Origin of the sequence: Kamptonema animale CS-326 (assembly GCF_028330895.1) — a bacterium.
Lineage (GTDB): Bacteria > Cyanobacteriota > Cyanobacteriia > Cyanobacteriales > Microcoleaceae > Kamptonema > Kamptonema formosum.
Genome location: NZ_JAQMUA010000290.1, coordinates 1 through 16540 on the forward strand (window position 1 = coordinate 1; position 16540 = coordinate 16540).

Below are 16540 nucleotides of genomic sequence, written 5' to 3' on the forward strand. Positions count from 1 at the left end.
GGAAGTAGGCTCAATTACCAATTACCAATTACCAATTACCAATTACCAATTACCAATTACCAATTACCAATTACCAATTACCAATTAGCATTTAAAATGGATAAACCTTTAGGCTCAGTTATTCAAGGTTCCCTCAGCAAGGGATTAGAAGTGCGGCTACATCCTGATGTTTCCGTAGAAGAAATGAGAGTAGGCAAATTTTTAGTAGTCCGAGGAGTGCGATCGCACTTTTTTTGTATGCTGACTGATGTATCTTTAGGAACATCTAGCGATCGCATTCTAGCCAACCCGCCTCACCCCAACGATGATTTTATGCAAGCCGTTCTCGCTGGCAGTAGCACTTATGGCACAATTGAATTATCGCCGATGTTGATGTTGACTGCGGAACGAGAAAAACAGCAGGCGATTTTTCCTCCTAATGTCAGTAACAGCAAGCAAAGAAAGTCTAGTAATTCTAGTTTGTCTTCAATGGAAGTGCAATCTAGTGCTGATATTGAACTACTGCCTGTAAAAACAATTCCTAGCCATTTTTCTCAAGTTTTTGACGCGACAGAGGGCGATTTTCGGGCAGTGTTTGGCTGGGAAGACGATCCCACCCGCCGCAATTTTGCCATCGGCCAACCGATTGATATGGAAGTTGATGTTTGCCTCGATTTAGATCGGTTTGTAGAACGCAGTAATGGAATTTTTGGCAAGTCAGGAACCGGAAAATCTTTTTTAACTCGCTTGCTTTTATCGGGGATAATTCGGAAAAAAGCCGCAGTTAATCTGATTTTTGATATGCACTCTGAGTATGGCTGGGAAGCGGTTTCGGAAGGGAAGCAATTTAGCACAGTTAAAGGTTTACGGCAGTTATTTCCCAGCCAAATTGAGATTTATACTCTCGATCCTGAAGCTACAAAACGCAGAGGTGTCCGGGATGCGATGGAACTTTATTTGAGTTACGATCAAATAGAAGTTGAAGATATTTCTCTCGTGCAGCGCGAGTTAAATCTTTCGGAAGCAAGTATAGAAAATGCCATCATTTTGCGGAATGAGTTAGGCAATTCTTGGATTAACAAGTTGCTGGCAATGACTAATGAAGATATCCAAATGTTCTGCGAAGAAAAACGGGGTAATAAGTCTTCGATTATGGCGTTACAGCGAAAACTCGAACGGTTAAACGATCTAAAATATATTCGCAATCGTTCTAATCATAATTATGTCGGGCAAATTTTGCAGTCTTTAGATGCGGGTAAGAATGTGGTGATTGAGTTTGGCTCTCATTCGGATATGCTATCTTATATGTTAGCGGCGAATGTGATTACTCGCAGAATTCACCAGTCCTATGTGAAGAAAGCAGACAATTTTTTAAGAAGCAAAAATCCCTGCGATCGCCCTCAACCCTTAGTGATTACAATTGAGGAAGCTCATCGTTTTCTCGACCCGGCTATTGTCCGTTCGACTATTTTTGGTACAATTGCTAGGGAGATGCGGAAATATTTTGTCACCCTATTAGTTGTAGATCAAAGGCCTTCGGGAATTGACGCTGAGGTAATGTCGCAAGTTGGTACGCGGATTACTGCTTTGCTGAATGATGATAAGGATATTGATGCAATTTTTACCGGAGTTTCTGGGGGGCAAAGTTTACGATCAGTTTTATCTAAGTTAGATTCTAAACAGCAAGCTTTAGTTTTAGGTCACGCTGTACCGATGCCAGTTGTGGTGCAAACTCGTCCCTATGATGAGAAGTTTTATCGGGAAATTGGCGATGTTGATTGGGAAGATATGACCGATAATGATGTGTTTGAAGAGGCGGAGTCTGCGTTGGCTGATTTAGGATTTTAGTGCTAATGGAATTCGCTATATAGCAACTGCCACAACGGTTAGGACATTCTCAACCAAACCATTTCTAGTATTGCATTTTCCTCCTGCCTCCTGCTATACAAGCAAATTCCGCCTAAGCCTAAAGCAGGCTTCGCCCCTAGAAAATGGGAAAGCTAAGGCAATACTCTAATTCCCCCTCGACAAACCAACTCACCCGGATTTAGAATTAATTCTTCAAGGTCAACTTCTGACCCTAAATCCAATTTAAAACTATCTAAATTTCTCCTATTTAATCCCTGGGAAATCTCCACTTCTGGTTGTTCAAATAGTAACTCGCGACCACTTGCCAAACCCAAACCAGTCCGCAGTAAAAAAGCAATTAGTTGACCATTCTTTAACAAAATTCCTGCCTTTAAAATTAGCTTTCCCGCCTCAATTTTAATCTGGGGATTTTGCAAATTTAATCCCTGCTGAAGATCGCCCACCTCTACCGGCAAAAGCGGCAACAAAAAATCACTCAAAGCCTTAGCGAGTAAAGGTGCTGAAAGTGAAGTATTCAAATCAGCTTCATTTAACCTGGCAATACCGACAACCGGGATCGGTTCTAACAACCGTAGCGGTTTACCTTTAATCACTTGACCTAAATTGATGCGGATACCAGTACCGACAAGGGAAATATCAGTCAAGTGCAATCCTTGATATACAGCACCTTTAGCCGCGATCGCCACTTTCGGAACCGTACCGCCCAAAATTTGGCGATCGCTACCCGAAATCTCCACAGATAATTCCTTTACCTGAGAAACCTGCGATCTCAACAGCAATTGCACGGCTGGAGACAATACCGCACTGACAATTCTGCTACCTTTACCCCCTAGAGATTCCTCAGACAATAAAGCGCGTAGGCGCAGCCAGCCGGAGGCATCGCCATTCCCCAATTCATTAACCTCACCAGCACCATCACCCGATTGGGGAGAATCAAAACCCATAGCCATAGCCAACTTCAGAACTTATACCAATTTAATGTGAAGTTGCACTTTATTAAACCCCTACTTTTCTCGTCCCTAACTCTAGTCAAAGGGGTTTCCAGAGTTATTTCTTATGATACATTGATGTAATGAGGGGTCTAACCCCTCAGCCATTGACCGATCTAAAAGTAAATTGTCAGGCTCGGACTGGCGCTACCTGCGGCCGAAACTGCCAAGGATAGCCTCAGCGCCTTCCCAGACAAGTCTCACAAGACTCAGATCGAGGGCATCTCCCACCACCAGCACAACCATAAACCCTCAACTCAGCAGCGCGATCGAAAACAGAAACATCCAGACAGCAACTATTCCTGTAATATTTGTACATAGTCATCTAAATCATGCAAAGATTTAGCTTGTCCTTTATTGATTCGATAACTCCCCCAAGCCGTCCGCTGTATGGATGAAAGGCTGCAAAAAATACTCGCCCAGTGGGGCATTGCCTCTCGCCGCCAAGCAGAAGAGATGATTCTCGCTGGACGAGTGCGAGTTAATGGCAATAGTGTCCAGCTAGGACAAAAAGCTAATCCTGTGAGCGATCGCATAGAAGTTGACGGAGTGCGCGTCAAATCAGAGCGCCGACCCCAGCCGGTCTATTTGTTACTCAACAAACCAGCCGGAGTCGTTTCAACTTGCTCCGATCCCGCACAGCGCACCACAGTCCTAGATCTGTTACCGCCCAAACTGCGTGCCGGTTGCGGCATTCACCCAGTAGGGCGCTTAGATGTAGAATCCACAGGAGCTCTGCTGCTCACCAACGACGGTAATCTCACCTTCGCTTTGACCCATCCCCGCCATTGCGTCCCCAAAACTTATCAAGTTTGGGTAGAAGGCGATCCCCCAAAATCGGTATTGCAAACGTGGAGTCAGGGCGTTCTCCTATCACGCAGAATGACATTGCCAGCTCAAGTTAGAGTGCAAGAGCGTAACGGTTCCCAGACACTTTTGGAAGTAATTCTTTACGAGGGGAGAAATCGACAGGTGCGCCGAGTCGCTGAACAGTTGGGATACCCAGTGATTCATCTGCACCGCACGGCAATCGGCCCAATTCTATTGCAGCCGCCAGGAGAGCCGGAATTGCCGGCAGGACACTACCGACCTCTACTCGATTCTGAAATTACTTTTTTGTGGAACCGAGTCAACCTAACATCAGTAAATGTGCCAGTAGATGTCAAGGAGCACAGCATATGACGAAGAATTTATTTTTTTTACTCTTCAAAAAAACTAAGAAGAACCTAGAGTCAGCCAATACCGAACAGGCCCAAAGCCTTGCAGAAATTGGCGCTCAACTCCGCCAATTCCGAGAACAGCACTCAATCTCCTTAGAACGAGTGTCGGTAGTAACGATGATTCGATCGCGCCTGCTGCAAGCTATTGAGGAAGGGGAACTCGACGAACTGCCCGAACCCGTCTACACCCAAGGCTTGATCAAGCGCTACGCGGAGGCAATGGGTTTAGATGGCGAACAGTTTGCCAACTTTTGCCCTGCAACACCGATACTGGAACCTCCAAAAACCTCTTGGCGAGATTTGCCCCTAGCTCAACTGCGACCGATACACCTGTACCTGCTTTATCTATTTGTGATTGTCGCGTCTGTGAACGGTCTATCTCAAGCGATCGGTCGTTCTGATACAGCGGATACAGCCGAAACAGGGGTGACGGCATCGAAACCCCCAGCTAAGGCTTCAATTCCCAGCAAAAGCGTTACCAAGCAGCCTGGAAATCAAGGCACTTTAGTGGCCGATCGGGCTAATCTTCCGACTCCTCCGGTAAAGCAGCCTTCTTTCCCTGATGCTGCTGTGCGGGATGACTATGCCTCGTCGCCGCAGCCATTGGTAACGAGTGCTTCCAACCAACCAACTCCCTCGATCTCGGCAGAAGTAACCAATGCTTCCAACCAGCCAACTCCCTCGATCTCGGCAAGAGTAACCAATGCTTCAGGCCAAGGATCGCCTTCTGTGTCGGTAAAGGCAACTAACGCTGTAGTTCAACCAGCAGCAAATCAGCAAGTGACTATTAGCGTCACTGTCAAGGAGGAAACTTGGGTATTGATTGAGGTTGATGGCAAAACTGAGTTTGAGGGTAATTTACCTGTGGGGACTCAGCGGACTTGGCAAGCGAAAGAGCAACTGTTTTTCAGGGCTGGCAACGCTGGCGGGGTACTGTTGGCTGTGAATAACGGCGAGGCCAAGCAACTAGGACAGCCGGGGGCTATAGAAGAAGTGGTCTTAAAAGCTAATGAGTCCCCGGCGGCGACAGAAAAGAGGAAAGATCAAGGGTGAACCTGGTTTTTATTGAGGGAAAAAAGCTTGCTGTATAAGCATTCTTTCTTCTCTCCTAGATAACTAAATCTTTCTTCCTTCTTCCTTCTTCTGGGGTTTTCATTCTTTGATGGGCGCTCGGCCGTAGAGATTGGTGAGGGAATTAAGGCGATCGCCTATTTCCTGATTCAAAGCCCCAGACCGATACCGCCAGCCCCAGTTCCCCTCTTCTTTGCCCGGAAAATTCATCCGAGCAATATTTCCTAAACCTAAAATATCCTGAACGGGAAGGATCGCTATATCCGCAATCGAACTCAAGGCCAACCGGATCAAAGACCAGTGGATTCCTTGAGGATCGACGCAGCCTAAATAACCCAAGAAGAAATCTCTTTCGTAGGGTTGGAGTTGTTCAAACCAGCCGATAGTTGTGTCATTATCGTGAGTGCCGGTGTAAACTACACAGTTGCGGACATAATTAAAAGGTAAAAAAGCATTATCGCGAGCGCCACCAAAAGCGAATTGCAAAATCTTCATCCCTGGAAACTCAAATTTATCCCGTAGCGCTTCTACTTCTGGGGTAATTACGCCTAAATCTTCGGCAATAATTGGCAAGCTGCCAAATTTCTCTTGAATTACGTCAAACAATGCCGTTCCGGGTGCTTTAATCCAAGTACCGTTCATAGCAGTTTTTTCACCTTGGGGAACTGCCCAGTAAGCATCAAAACCTCGGAAATGATCGATCCGAGTTACGTCTACGCAATCGAAAATACTCTGGAAACGCTGCACCCACCAATGAAAATTATCTGCTTGTAGTTGCTCCCAATTATAGACTGGATTGCCCCATAATTGACCTGTGGCGCTGAAGTAATCGGGGGGAACTCCGGCCATTAAAGCTGGAAGACGAGATTCTTCTTCTAAGCAAAATGTTTCAGGATGAGACCAAACATCAGCGCTATCATGAGATACATAAATGGGAATATCACCAATTATTTTAATGCCCCGCAGGTTTGCATAGCGCTTTAATTCTGTCCACTGACGGAAAAACTCGAATTGGAGGTATTTGTGGTGAAAAATTTCCGCAGTTAGCTTTGTCCGCCACAGTTCTAAAGTCTCTGGTTGACGTTTAGCAATTGCTGGTTCCCAAGTATGCCAACTCGTACCTTGAAAGGTATCTTTTAAGGCCATAAATAAGGCGTAATCTTCTAGCCAGTGAGCCTTGCTTTCGCAAAAACCCGCAAATTCAGTTTGCTGCATAGAAGTGGCTTGAACCTTGAAGTTTTCGCCAGCTTTTTGTAGGAGGGGAAGTTTAGTTTGAATGGCGCGATCGAAGTCTACAGTATCAAGAGGAAATCCTGGTAGCTGTGCGAAGTCTTCGTCTGTTAACAAACCCTCATCTCGCAAGCGATCGGGGCTAATTAAAAATGGATTTCCCGCCATTGCTGAATAGCACATATAGGGGGAATTGCCATATCCCGTTGGGCCGAGGGGCAATAATTGCCAGTATTGTTGATTGTTGTCTGCTAAAAAGTCAATGAAGCGATACGCTTCTAATCCCATATCTCCAATCCCGAATCGACTCGGAAAGGATGTGGGATGGAGTAAAAGACCGCTCGATCTGCGAAAAGGCATAAGCAACCTAAAATATAGAGTATAGAGTTGGGTATTTTGTAGAGAGTGCTTGACACTTTTACCTACAAATGGTATTTCTGATCCTAGTGTTTACGGTTGTGTTTCAGTGCCGGATTAGGCTAAGAACAGTTTTTTATTATCGCATATTTTACTTACTTGAATTTGTGGTAAGGGCGCTCGTCATTTAAGTTTAATTTTGACGAGAGAGTAGAGAAGGCCGAACCCAACAAAATAGTTATATTGTCCAATCTTCAAATCTCAAAGCAGGAACGCGCTCAAAATCTTGTCGATTGCGAGTTACTAAAACCCCAGATCGGGAAATCACACAAGCAGCAATTCGTAAATCTTGCGTACCTATGCGGACTTTTTGGCGAACTAATTCGGTATAGCAATTGTAAGCTTCCTGGTCGAAATCGAGCAAATTGACAGTTTTGAAATAATTTAATGTAGCTCTCAATCTTGCATAGGCTGATAATATTGCATCTGCTGATTTAGCCCTTCTAATCTGATTAAGCCGCCCATAAAATTGTTCTTCTACTGTAATAACAGTAACAGCAATTTCTTCAGACTTGACTGCACTAATCCGACTACTAACTATTGGATGATTTTGTTGAAAAAGCGAAACATGATCAGTATCGAGTACCCACAAACTCATTTTGTCTCTTCCTCAGCATCGATTTGACGGTAATAAGCTTCCATTTGCTCATCTCGTTCGCGACGTAAAGCTGCTATATCAGCTTGCATCTCATCGAAGTAGGGATCGTCTTTGAACATTCCCGCAAACTTCATCCAAGGATGCTCTGGTTTTGGGCGATCTATTTCTAGAGAAACTATTTCTACTTTGTCTAAGCGCTCTGTTACAATCTGGCGTAAACTGGTCAAAGCTTCTTCGCGGGTAGAACCAAAAGCTTGACACTCTGGCCAGCCCAATACTGTCGCTCTATATCCTTCATTTTCTTGCTTTTCAAGCATAACCGGGTAAGTTAGCTTAGTCGATTTTTCCGATGTTGATTTTTCCGATGGGGCAGTAACATTGGTAGTCATAAAATTACCTCTCTACAACTCTTTCATAAATTATAACTTCCTAGTATTATAAAATTAGTATAATTTTTACCCAAATCTGTGACGTACCGCAATCCTACTCCTACAGTTGACATTATTATCGAATTAATCGATCGCCCCGCGAGACCGATTATACTAATCGAACGATGCAATCCTCCCTACGGTTGGGCTATTCCTGGTGGCTTTGTCGATTATGGCGAAACCGTAGAAACGGCTGCCAAGCGTGAAGCTCAAGAAGAAGTAGGATTAGAGGTAGAATTAATTGAGCAATTCTACGTTTATTCTGACCCCAATCGTGACCCTCGCCAACATACTCTTAGCATTGTATTTTTGGCCGGAGCAACAGGTGAACCCCAGGCTGCTGATGATGCTAAAAATCTAGAACTTTTTGAACCTTGGCGATTTCCAACTCAACTTTGTTTTGACCACGATCGCATTCTGCGAGATTATTGGCGTTACCGTCATTATGGAATACGACCGAGTTTGTAATTGCTAATGGCTAATGGCTAATTGCTAATAGCTAATTGCTAATAGCTAATTGCTACATCTTCCCCCTCTCCCAGTCTTCCTTCTTCCTTCTTCCTTCAAGAATATGGCAATTTTAACAGTTTTAGGTGCGGGTGCTTGGGGTTCCGCAGTGGCAACTCTAGCTAGTAATAATGGCCATCAAGTTAATTTGTGGTCGCGTAGCAGTTCTTTAAACCTAGACTCAATTTTAATTGAAACAGATGTGATTGTTTCAGCAGTTTCTATGAAGGGAGTTGTGGAAACAGTCGAGCGAATTAAAACGACAAAGTTAAATACTAATGCTATCATAATTACGGCTACTAAAGGTTTAGACCCCGTTACTACTCGCACTCCTTCTCGCATTTGGCATGATGCTTTTCCCGAACGTTCTATTGTTGTACTTTCGGGGCCGAATCTGTCTCAAGAAATTGTCCAGGGTTTGCCTACTGCGACCGTTGCTGCTAGTATCGATTTAGCGGCGGCGAAACGGGTACAAGATATTTTCAGTTCCGATATTTTTCGGGTTTATATTAATAGCGATCCTCTGGGTACTGAGTTGGGGGGAACTTTAAAAAATGTGTTTGCGATCGCGGCTGGTGTCTGTGATGGTTTGCATTTGGGAACTAATGCTAAATCTGCTCTTCTTACCCGCGCTTTACCAGAAATAATTCGCGTAGGTGTGCGTTTGGGAGCTCAAGTTGAAACCTTTTATGGGTTATCTGGTTTGGGAGATTTACTTGCGACTTGTAATAGTGCTTTATCGCGCAATTATAGGGTTGGTTATGGGCTCGCTCAAGGCAAATCTTTAGAGCAGGTTTTGGAAGAGTTACAGAGCACTGCTGAAGGGGTAAATACTACTAATGTATTGATCGATCTGGCTAAAAAGCAGGGTATTGAAGTGCCTGTTTCTACTCAAGTTTATCGTTTAATTAATGGTATAATTACGCCTGAGCAAGCTGTCGCAGCATTGATGGAAAGAACTGTGAAGCCAGAGACTAATGTCCCAAATAATCTAAATAGTTAAGGTAATTTTAAATAGTAGAGGCGGATTTATCCACCTCTACTTCAAATGATAAATTACATTTTGCCTTTCTGCATCACTTCTTGAAGGTGTTGGCGGATCTCCTGTGCTTGATCCATGTCTGTCTGCTTCAATTTTTGGAACAGTTCTGCACAGGGGTTAGAGCCAGTTTCCTGAGCGTCGTTTATGTAAGTTTCGTAGGCTTTAATTGCTTCAGATTTGTTTTGCAAGACTGTCAGCAAATCGTACTCAAGGTTACTAATGACTGAATTTCCGTTGCTAGCCATAAATTTACCCTCCACTAGGATTTATCAAAAATTTTGACCGATCCTGGAAGGGCATTTCATCTGCCTAAAAGGGTAGATAATCTTTACTTACCACTGTAATAAAAGGCAATTTCTTTGTCTTTAAGGGGAGCAAAGTTTGCATCAGCAAGCATTTGATTGAGCTCTGCTTGGGGGATGTGCTTAGCGCCTATTCGCACGATGCGCGATCGCATTGTATTTGAGACACCGCTGCGCTGTCTTCCGGCTTCTAAACCCATGACTTTGTTATATAGTTCTAGTTTAGCTGTAGGGATGGGAGTACCGTCAAAATCCAGACCCGATGCGATCGCTACGTCAATAGCATCAGCACCAGTTGTTGTTTTATCTGTTGAGTTTGTTTCGCTAGACATTGGAGAATACAATCAAAAATTTACCACTCAAGCATTTTATCACTATCGGAGTTCGGGATCGCTGTTCGGTATGTAGATATAATTAAACATAATGATGAATAATTCTGATAGTAAGGAAATCGATCTTACTACAATCCTGCTGTTAGGTTTCGCTGCACTCGCGCCTCAACCTACATTCTACTTTACCGCCAAGATGGCGGCGTTACGTAAAGTGTGCGTAAGTCCTCTATAAATTTCAATTTATAGGCGGAAAAAATTGATTAACAAGTTTTAGATCCACATTCCCACCGCTGACAATTACGCCAACCCGCAAACCTTCAGCTTTAACAATATTTTCTAACAAAGCTGCTGCTGCTAAAGTGCCTGTAGGTTCGACCACAAGTTTCATTCGTTCCCACATAAAAAACATTGTTTTGCGAATAGCATCTTCGGAAACTGTTACGATGTCGTCAACATAATGAAGGATTAAAGGAAATGTTAATTTACCTAAAAAAGGAGTCCGCGCACCATCAGCAATAGTATCAGGATTATCAACAGTTTGTAGCGTTTTGGTGCGGAACGATCGCGCCGCATCATCTGCTTGTTCCGGTTCCACGCCAATGACTCGACATTGAGGCGATCGCGCCTTAGTGGCGATCGCGCACCCGGAAAGCAAACCTCCGCCGCCGCAACATACCAGTAATAGGTCTAATTCCCCAACTTCTTCTATGAGTTCTAACGCCGTTGTACCCTGGCCAGCGATGACGTGGGGGTGATCGTAGGGAGGGATAATTGTAGAGCCGCGATCGCTAGCTATTTGTTGGCAAAGTTCCTCTCTTGAAGTCTGCGATCGCTCATAAAAAATAATCTCGGCCCCATAGCCGCGAGTTGCCTCTTGCTTGACGATGGGAGCATCGGCAGGCATGATAATAGTTGTGCTAATTCCGAGTAATTGTCCCGCTAGTGCGATCGCCTGTGCGTGGTTTCCCGAAGAGAAAGTTAGAACTCCTTGCTGTTTTTGTTCTACTGATAGTTGAGATAGAGCATTGTACGCGCCGCGAAACTTAAATGAACCTGTGCGCTGGAAGTTTTCGCACTTAAAAAATACTTGAGAATTTGCGATCTTATTAAAAGTATGGGAAGTGAATACAGGCGTTCTATTTACCTGACCATTTAGGCGTGTTGCCGCAGACTCAATATCGGCAATACTTACGGGTAAGGCAATAGAATTAGAGAAGTTATCAATCATTTTTTAACCTCAGTAGTCTAAATTAAACGTAGGGTGGGCGATCGCCGCAAAAAGCCTTTAAATCATAGCAGAATATGGTTTTTGGCGAGCGCCCACCTTACAAATTATAGCGTTTATTTATGTCCACTTACTTATCAATAATTTAATGTTTTTTTAAGCGAGTATTGATTTCCAGCAACAAAGTTTATGTTATTGATTTTCTGCGGGAAGTTCTACATCTTCATAGACGAGAGAAATAGGAAAGCGGAAGTCAATGCTAGTTAAGCAAACTTCTGGTTCAGTTCCTTCTGAGGTAGTTTCATCAATTTGGTAGTGGGTGAGTTCCCATTTATTTTGATCGTTGAGGCGGTAGCACTCAATGCTAATTTCTTGAGCGTCGATCAGGACATATTCTCTCAATGTATTGATGCGGCGGTAATTGGTGAATTTCTTACCTCTATCAAATCCTTCTGTACTAGGGGAGAGGACTTCAACAATTAGACAAGGATATTGGATAAATTCGATAGCGCGTCTGTCTCTTTCATCGCAAGTTACCATAACATCGGGGTAGTGAAAAGGGCCATTTTCAGATATCCTAACTTTGGCATCTGCCATCAAAGCTTTAAACCCTTTCCGACCTAAATAATTTTTCAAAGCTGTTGCTAAATTAACAGCAATATCGTTGTGTGGAATAGTCCCGCCTGTCATGGCGAAGGCTTCACCGTTGACATATTCATATTTAATCGGTTGTTGTTCTTCCCATTCTAGATATTCTTGGGGAGTCATGTAACGGAATTCTGGGTTAGCAATCATTTCAGGTGTCTGTTATTAGTTATTAAGGATAATTTTATCATGCTTGAAGCTTTGGGTCTTTACCAATTATACAGATTTAGACCAGATTTAGACCGGATTTAGACCGGATTTAGACCGGATTTAGACCGGATTTAGACCCGGCGGTTGAAACCGCGTCTACACAAACAAAACCCGCCTGCGCGGGTTGAAATTAATTGTATTTACCCGGCGGTTGAAACCGCGCCTACACAGACAAAACCCGCCTTCGCGGGTTGAAATTATCTTTGAGTCCGCGTAGGCGGACTTCGTTTGTGTAGCCGCGAATTCTATTCGCCAGGCCCGATCAAATATGATGCAAGATATCAGTATAAATAAATTTGCGCTCGGTTAGACATTAGGTGGTAGACTGAGTTAAGAGGGTTGAGAATGGGGGTAACTATGGACGCTGAGGAACTGCTAGAAAGATTTGCAGATGGACATCGGGATTTTGACAAACAAAATCTCAGTGGGGTAGACCTTAAAGGTGCAGACCTGAGTGAAATAAACCTAACAAACACAGATTTGAGTGGAGCCGACTTAAGTGAGGTAAACCTAGCTCATGCTAACCTTTTTGGGGTCAACTTCAGTAGGGCATCCCTAACAAATGCAGATTTAAGTAAGGCAAGGTGTGATTCAGCAAATCTAAGCTTGGCAGACTTCAGTAGTACAGATTTAAATGGGGCAAACCTAAGTAATTCTAATTTCAGTAATGCCAACTTGGACAAAGCAAAGCTGAGCGGTACAAACCTCAAATCTGCCAACCTAAGTCGAGCCTCTTTCCTTGATGCAGACTTAAGTAGAGCAAACTTGAGTAATGCAAATCTGACTGGGGCTAATTTGACTGGAGCAGATTTAACGGCGACTAACCTAACTGGCGTAAAACTCCAAGATGCAAAACTGCAACGAGCAAAACTCCGGGCAGTCAATTTGCATAAATTTGACTTGTCAGGTATTAATATGTCTGATGTCGATTTGAGTATAGCAGACTTGGGAGAAGCTAACCTCAAAAAAACTTGTCTGCGAGGGGCAAATTTAGAAAGAGCCAATCTGCAAGGGGCAAATTTAATGAGGGCAAATTTAAGTGGAGCTAATCTGAAAAGAGCAGATTTGACTGACGCAAAAACTTATGGACTGAGCATCAAGGATGCCGATCTCACAGGTGCAATAATGCCCGATGGAGAAATTTATAACCCAGAAACCTCTAACCAAAAATCAGAAAATTCAATAACTATGACACGCAAAATTATCTGTACCGAAAACGCACCCAAACCAGTAGGCCCCTACAATCAAGCGATCGCAGCTAGCGGTACAATGATCTTCGTAGCCGGTCAAATTGCGATCGACATCCGCATTAACCAAGTCGTCTACACCGAAGACATAAACAAACAAACAGAACAAGTCATGGCAAATATTGAAGCCATCCTCACAGAAGCCGGTGCTACTTGGTTAGATGTCGTCAAAACCACCATTTATCTCAAAGACATGAACGATTTTGCCGCTGTTAATGCCATCTATGGCAAATATTTTGATAGCACAACAGCACCCGCACGGGCCTGCGTCGAAGTTTCTCGCTTACCAAAAGATGTCTTAGTCGAGATAGATTGCATTGCCGTAATTTAATCAAATTCGACAATTAAAACTGCTTCATCGCCCGTTCAATACTTCGCTTATCATCCCGTTCCTTAATACTATCCCGCTTATCGTGTAGCTTCTTCCCTTTCCCCAAAGCAATATCAAGTTTCACCCAGCCGCTCTTGAAATACATCTTCAACGGTACCAAAGTCAAGCCCTGTTGCTCCACCTTACCTAGCAACTTGCGGATTTCCTGTTTGTGCATCAACAGTTTGCGGGTGCGGCGGGGATCGTGGTTAAAATAATCGCTAGCCTTTCCCCAAGGCGAAATGTGGGCATTAATCAGCCAGACTTCGCCATTGCGAACTAAGGCATAGCCGTCACGCAAATTGACTTTGCCTTCCCGAATCGATTTGACTTCGGTGCCCTTCAGCTCAATTCCAACCTGGTAAGTCTCTAATATTTCATAGAGAAAGCGGGCTTGGCGGTTGTCGCTGATTATTTTGTAGCCTTCGCTCTTCTTTTCACTCTTTTCACTCATTAATCTAATTTAGCGTGTCGGCCTGTAGTCAGGGAAGTATTTCCTCAAAATTGTTGCCCTTTAGTTTTAAAGTGTTATCAGGACAGAATTGATTAAGACTAGCGCATGGCAACTATCTGGGAACTCGATTATTACAGCCGTCCGATTGTGGACGACCAACAGAAAAAACTCTGGGAAGTCTTGATTTGCGAGAGTCCCCTAAATGTAGGCGACAAGTCAGAGTCATTGTTTCGCTACTCCCAGTTTTGTCCAAGTTCTACCGTGAACTCCTTATGGCTGGCGGCGGCTATCAAAGAAGCGATCGCATCCTCCCCTTCCCCTCCTGAAAAAATCCGCTTTTTTCGCCGCCAGATGACCAACATGATTGTCAAAGCTTGCGAAGAGTTGCACATTCCCACCGCCCCCAGCCGCCGTACCTATGCCCTACAACAGTGGCTGCGAGAACGGATGGAGGATGTCTATCCCACTCACCCTGGCTTTCAATCTGGCTTAACTCCTTCTGTGCAATATAGCTCTGAGATCCCGCAAGCTCTACCAGAGGCTCTCCTTGGCGAGAAATGGAGTTTTGTGACTCTACCAGTTGAGGCTTTTGAGGAAATGTCCGAGTGGGAGATTGAGTTTGGGGAAGCTTTTGGGCTAGAGGCCTTTGGGCTAAAGCCTCAGACACCAATTCCGGGACTGATTATTTTCTCGTCGAGGGCCACAGCATTAGCCGCGTGGATGTCGGGTTTGGAATTAGCTTTTGTGACCTTTGATGGCGGCCCTCCTGCAAGGTTAGTGTTAGAGACGGGAGCTAGCGATCGCTGGATTTTAGCTAATCTCAGAGATTTAAGTATTGTCGCCGAAGTCAAAGGCTTTGAATCAGCCAAGGTTGCAGCCAATCAAGTACATTTTTTAGCTATCCAGTCCCATCCTGAAGCTGAGTCTTTCGCCGGATTTTGGCTACTACAAGAATTTAATCTTTAGGAAAGGAAGTAAGTAATAGATTGCATAGATGTTAACAGTTAACCGTTAACCGTTAACAGTTAACCGTTAACAGTTAACAGTTAACCGTTAACACCTAACAACTAACAACTAACAAATAACAATTAGCAATGAGCAACGACCAATCAGCAGAACAACTGCTAGAGTTAGCAGCTAAAGCTGGGGCACAAGCCGCCGAGGTATTTCAGTCGCGATCGCATTCGCGACCAGTGTTTTTTGAAGCGAATCGGCTCAAACAACTCGAAAGTATCGAATCAGAAGGAACTGGGTTGCGGCTATGGCGAGATGGTCGTCCGGGTTTAGCAGTAGCCTATGGATCTGTAGAACCCCAAGCTTTGATCGATCGCGCGATCGCCCTTTCTGAGCTCGGTGTCCCGGAGACAATAGAATTAACAACAGGTTCGCAGACTTCCTACCCAGATTTAGGACAATCGGTAGCAGTAGAACAGTTAGTAACTTGGGGAAAAGATGCGATCGCCACCATTCGAGAATCCTACCCAGAAATCCTCTGTAGTGCTGAATTTGACTGCGAAGTGGAAAGCATTCGCTTACTCAATTCCTTCGGATTAGATAGCAGCTATACAGACACAACGTTAAGCGGCTATCTAGGTGCGGAATGGGTACGAGGAGAAGATTTCTTGAACGTCTCCGATGGCGAAACCCAGCGAGAAAACCTCGATCCGGCAGATTTAACCAAGCGGATATTACAGCGTTTAAACTGGGCAAAAGAAAATGTCGCCCCTCCCACAGGAAGAGTACCTGTTTTATTTACAGCCAAAGCAGCGGATCTCCTGTGGGGAACAGTTTCTGCGGCCCTCAACGGCAAACTCGTGCTCGAAGGGGCCTCACCTTGGAGCGATCGCCTCGGCGAGCCCGTAACCTCCCCCCTCCTCACCCTTTCCCAAGCACCCGATGCAGGGCCATATAGCTGTCCCTTTGACGACGAAGGAACACCTACCCGCCCGATTGTATTCATCCAAAAAGGAGTTTTGCAGCTCTTTTATGCCGATCGCACTACGGGGAAAATCTTAGGTAGCGGTACAACCGGTAACGGCTTCCGCCCTGGTTTAGGGAGTTATCCAACTCCGGGCTTATTTAATGAGTTAATTCAACCAGGAAAACGGAGTTTAATTGATTTAATTGCCCAACTAGATGACGGATTGATCGTCGATCAAATGCTAGGGGGAAGTGCTGGGATTTCTGGCGAGTTTTCTATTAATGTCGAACTTGGCTACAGAGTAAAAAATGGTCAAATAATTGGCAGAGTTAAAGATACAATGGTTGCGGGAAATGTTTACACAGCCCTTAAGCAACTTGTAGAATTAGGAAGCGATGCGGAGTGGAACGGTTCTTGTTACACCCCTTCTGTAATTGTAGAGGGATTGTCAGTTACGGGTCGAAATTAGAAGAGGGGCTAGGGA

General features: G+C 44.4%; 17 protein-coding genes. 8 read left to right on the plus strand and 9 right to left on the minus strand.

Translation table 11 applies throughout. From position 1 onward, the window contains the following. The first annotated feature begins 96 nt into the window (after positions 1–96). Entirely contained in the window at positions 97–1827 is a 1731-nt protein-coding gene (locus tag PN499_RS17175) for a helicase HerA domain-containing protein (RefSeq protein ID WP_272033329.1), read from the plus strand. 152 nt (positions 1828–1979) lie between these two features. Here the strand turns inward: PN499_RS17175 and PN499_RS17180 are convergent, their stop codons facing one another. After that, positions 1980–2798: an LmeA family phospholipid-binding protein gene (locus PN499_RS17180; RefSeq protein ID WP_272033316.1), complete on the minus strand. Its 819-nt coding sequence runs from the start codon at positions 2796–2798 to the stop codon at positions 1980–1982. A 429-nt stretch (positions 2799–3227) separates the two neighbouring features. Between PN499_RS17180 and PN499_RS17185 the strand changes: the two genes are divergently transcribed. Together PN499_RS17185 and PN499_RS17190 are read left to right on the plus strand one after the other, a co-directional pair. Continuing rightward, positions 3228–4019, plus strand: coding sequence for a pseudouridine synthase (locus tag PN499_RS17185; RefSeq protein ID WP_272033317.1), 792 nt, complete (start codon positions 3228–3230; stop codon positions 4017–4019). Next, positions 4016–5110, plus strand: a complete 1095-nt coding sequence (locus PN499_RS17190) for a helix-turn-helix domain-containing protein (RefSeq protein ID WP_272033318.1) — start codon at positions 4016–4018, stop codon at positions 5108–5110. The genes PN499_RS17185 and PN499_RS17190 overlap by 4 nt, the downstream gene beginning before the upstream one ends. Before the next feature lie 99 nt (positions 5111–5209). Here PN499_RS17190 and malQ read toward each other — a convergent pair whose 3' ends face one another. The 3 genes from malQ to PN499_RS17205 form a co-directional block, all read right to left on the minus strand. Next, entirely contained in the window at positions 5210–6718 is a 1509-nt protein-coding gene (gene malQ, locus PN499_RS17195) for a 4-alpha-glucanotransferase (protein ID WP_272033319.1), read from the minus strand. A gap of 235 nt (positions 6719–6953) precedes the next feature. Beyond that, on the minus strand, positions 6954–7373 hold the full coding sequence (locus tag PN499_RS17200; protein WP_272033320.1) for a type II toxin-antitoxin system VapC family toxin: 420 nt from the start codon (positions 7371–7373) through the stop codon (positions 6954–6956). After that, entirely contained in the window at positions 7370–7762 is a 393-nt protein-coding gene (locus tag PN499_RS17205; protein WP_272033321.1) for a type II toxin-antitoxin system HicB family antitoxin, read from the minus strand. Before PN499_RS17205 ends, PN499_RS17200 begins: the two co-directional genes overlap by 4 nt. A 78-nt stretch (positions 7763–7840) precedes the next feature. Between PN499_RS17205 and PN499_RS17210 the strand changes: the two genes are divergently transcribed. Together PN499_RS17210 and PN499_RS17215 are read left to right on the plus strand one after the other, a co-directional pair. After that, positions 7841–8269 (plus strand): NUDIX hydrolase, encoded by a 429-nt coding sequence (locus tag PN499_RS17210; RefSeq protein WP_272033322.1) that lies wholly within the window; start codon positions 7841–7843, stop codon positions 8267–8269. 103 nt (positions 8270–8372) lie between these two features. After that, on the plus strand, positions 8373–9311 hold the full coding sequence (locus tag PN499_RS17215) for an NAD(P)H-dependent glycerol-3-phosphate dehydrogenase (RefSeq protein WP_272033323.1): 939 nt from the start codon (positions 8373–8375) through the stop codon (positions 9309–9311). Between the two features lie 53 nt (positions 9312–9364). Here the strand turns inward: PN499_RS17215 and PN499_RS17220 are convergent, their stop codons facing one another. The 4 genes from PN499_RS17220 to PN499_RS17235 all read right to left on the minus strand — a co-directional run bounded on the left by PN499_RS17220 (position 9365) and on the right by PN499_RS17235 (position 12004). Continuing rightward, on the minus strand, positions 9365–9595 hold the full coding sequence (locus tag PN499_RS17220) for a hypothetical protein (RefSeq protein WP_007353221.1): 231 nt from the start codon (positions 9593–9595) through the stop codon (positions 9365–9367). An 83-nt stretch (positions 9596–9678) separates the two neighbouring features. After that, positions 9679–9984: a small RNA NsiR4-regulated ssr1528 family protein gene (locus tag PN499_RS17225; RefSeq protein WP_007353220.1), complete on the minus strand. Its 306-nt coding sequence runs from the start codon at positions 9982–9984 to the stop codon at positions 9679–9681. Between the two features lie 235 nt (positions 9985–10219). Further along, entirely contained in the window at positions 10220–11212 is a 993-nt protein-coding gene (locus tag PN499_RS17230) for a threo-3-hydroxy-L-aspartate ammonia-lyase (RefSeq protein ID WP_272033324.1), read from the minus strand. 189 nt (positions 11213–11401) lie between these two features. Next, positions 11402–12004 carry a Uma2 family endonuclease gene (locus tag PN499_RS17235; RefSeq protein WP_272033325.1) on the minus strand — a complete coding sequence of 201 codons (603 nt, stop codon included), beginning with the start codon at positions 12002–12004 and terminating at the stop codon, positions 11402–11404. A gap of 417 nt (positions 12005–12421) precedes the next feature. On the opposite strand from PN499_RS17235, the gene PN499_RS17240 reads away from it, so the two are divergent. Further along, positions 12422–13642, plus strand: coding sequence for a Rid family detoxifying hydrolase (locus PN499_RS17240; RefSeq protein WP_272033326.1), 1221 nt, complete (start codon positions 12422–12424; stop codon positions 13640–13642). Positions 13643–13655: 13 nt separating this feature from the next. On the opposite strand, the gene smpB is transcribed toward PN499_RS17240, so the two are convergent. Next, entirely contained in the window at positions 13656–14135 is a 480-nt protein-coding gene (gene smpB, locus PN499_RS17245; protein WP_007353216.1) for an SsrA-binding protein SmpB, read from the minus strand. 105 nt (positions 14136–14240) lie between these two features. Between smpB and PN499_RS17250 the strand changes: the two genes are divergently transcribed. Then, entirely contained in the window at positions 14241–15101 is an 861-nt protein-coding gene (locus PN499_RS17250) for a Tab2/Atab2 family RNA-binding protein (RefSeq protein WP_272033327.1), read from the plus strand. A gap of 128 nt (positions 15102–15229) precedes the next feature. After that, positions 15230–16525, plus strand: coding sequence for a TldD/PmbA family protein (locus tag PN499_RS17255; protein WP_272033328.1), 1296 nt, complete (start codon positions 15230–15232; stop codon positions 16523–16525). The last annotated feature ends 15 nt before the right edge of the window (positions 16526–16540 follow it).

Coding starts and splice junctions, on each gene's coding strand:
- PN499_RS17175 (WP_272033329.1), top strand. CDS start 97: ATGGATAAACCTTTAGGCTCAGTTATTCAAGGTTCCCTCAGCAAGGGA.
- PN499_RS17180 (WP_272033316.1), bottom strand. CDS start 2,798: ATGGCTATGGGTTTTGATTCTCCCCAATCGGGTGATGGTGCTGGTGAG.
- PN499_RS17185 (WP_272033317.1), top strand. CDS start 3,228: ATGGATGAAAGGCTGCAAAAAATACTCGCCCAGTGGGGCATTGCCTCT.
- PN499_RS17190 (WP_272033318.1), top strand. CDS start 4,016: ATGACGAAGAATTTATTTTTTTTACTCTTCAAAAAAACTAAGAAGAAC.
- malQ (WP_272033319.1), bottom strand. CDS start 6,718: ATGCCTTTTCGCAGATCGAGCGGTCTTTTACTCCATCCCACATCCTTT.
- PN499_RS17200 (WP_272033320.1), bottom strand. CDS start 7,373: ATGAGTTTGTGGGTACTCGATACTGATCATGTTTCGCTTTTTCAACAA.
- PN499_RS17205 (WP_272033321.1), bottom strand. CDS start 7,762: ATGACTACCAATGTTACTGCCCCATCGGAAAAATCAACATCGGAAAAA.
- PN499_RS17215 (WP_272033323.1), top strand. CDS start 8,373: ATGGCAATTTTAACAGTTTTAGGTGCGGGTGCTTGGGGTTCCGCAGTG.
- PN499_RS17220 (WP_007353221.1), bottom strand. CDS start 9,595: ATGGCTAGCAACGGAAATTCAGTCATTAGTAACCTTGAGTACGATTTG.
- PN499_RS17225 (WP_007353220.1), bottom strand. CDS start 9,984: ATGTCTAGCGAAACAAACTCAACAGATAAAACAACAACTGGTGCTGAT.
- PN499_RS17230 (WP_272033324.1), bottom strand. CDS start 11,212: ATGATTGATAACTTCTCTAATTCTATTGCCTTACCCGTAAGTATTGCC.
- PN499_RS17235 (WP_272033325.1), bottom strand. CDS start 12,004: ATGATTGCTAACCCAGAATTCCGTTACATGACTCCCCAAGAATATCTA.
- PN499_RS17240 (WP_272033326.1), top strand. CDS start 12,422: ATGGACGCTGAGGAACTGCTAGAAAGATTTGCAGATGGACATCGGGAT.
- smpB (WP_007353216.1), bottom strand. CDS start 14,135: ATGAGTGAAAAGAGTGAAAAGAAGAGCGAAGGCTACAAAATAATCAGC.
- PN499_RS17250 (WP_272033327.1), top strand. CDS start 14,241: ATGGCAACTATCTGGGAACTCGATTATTACAGCCGTCCGATTGTGGAC.
- PN499_RS17255 (WP_272033328.1), top strand. CDS start 15,230: ATGAGCAACGACCAATCAGCAGAACAACTGCTAGAGTTAGCAGCTAAA.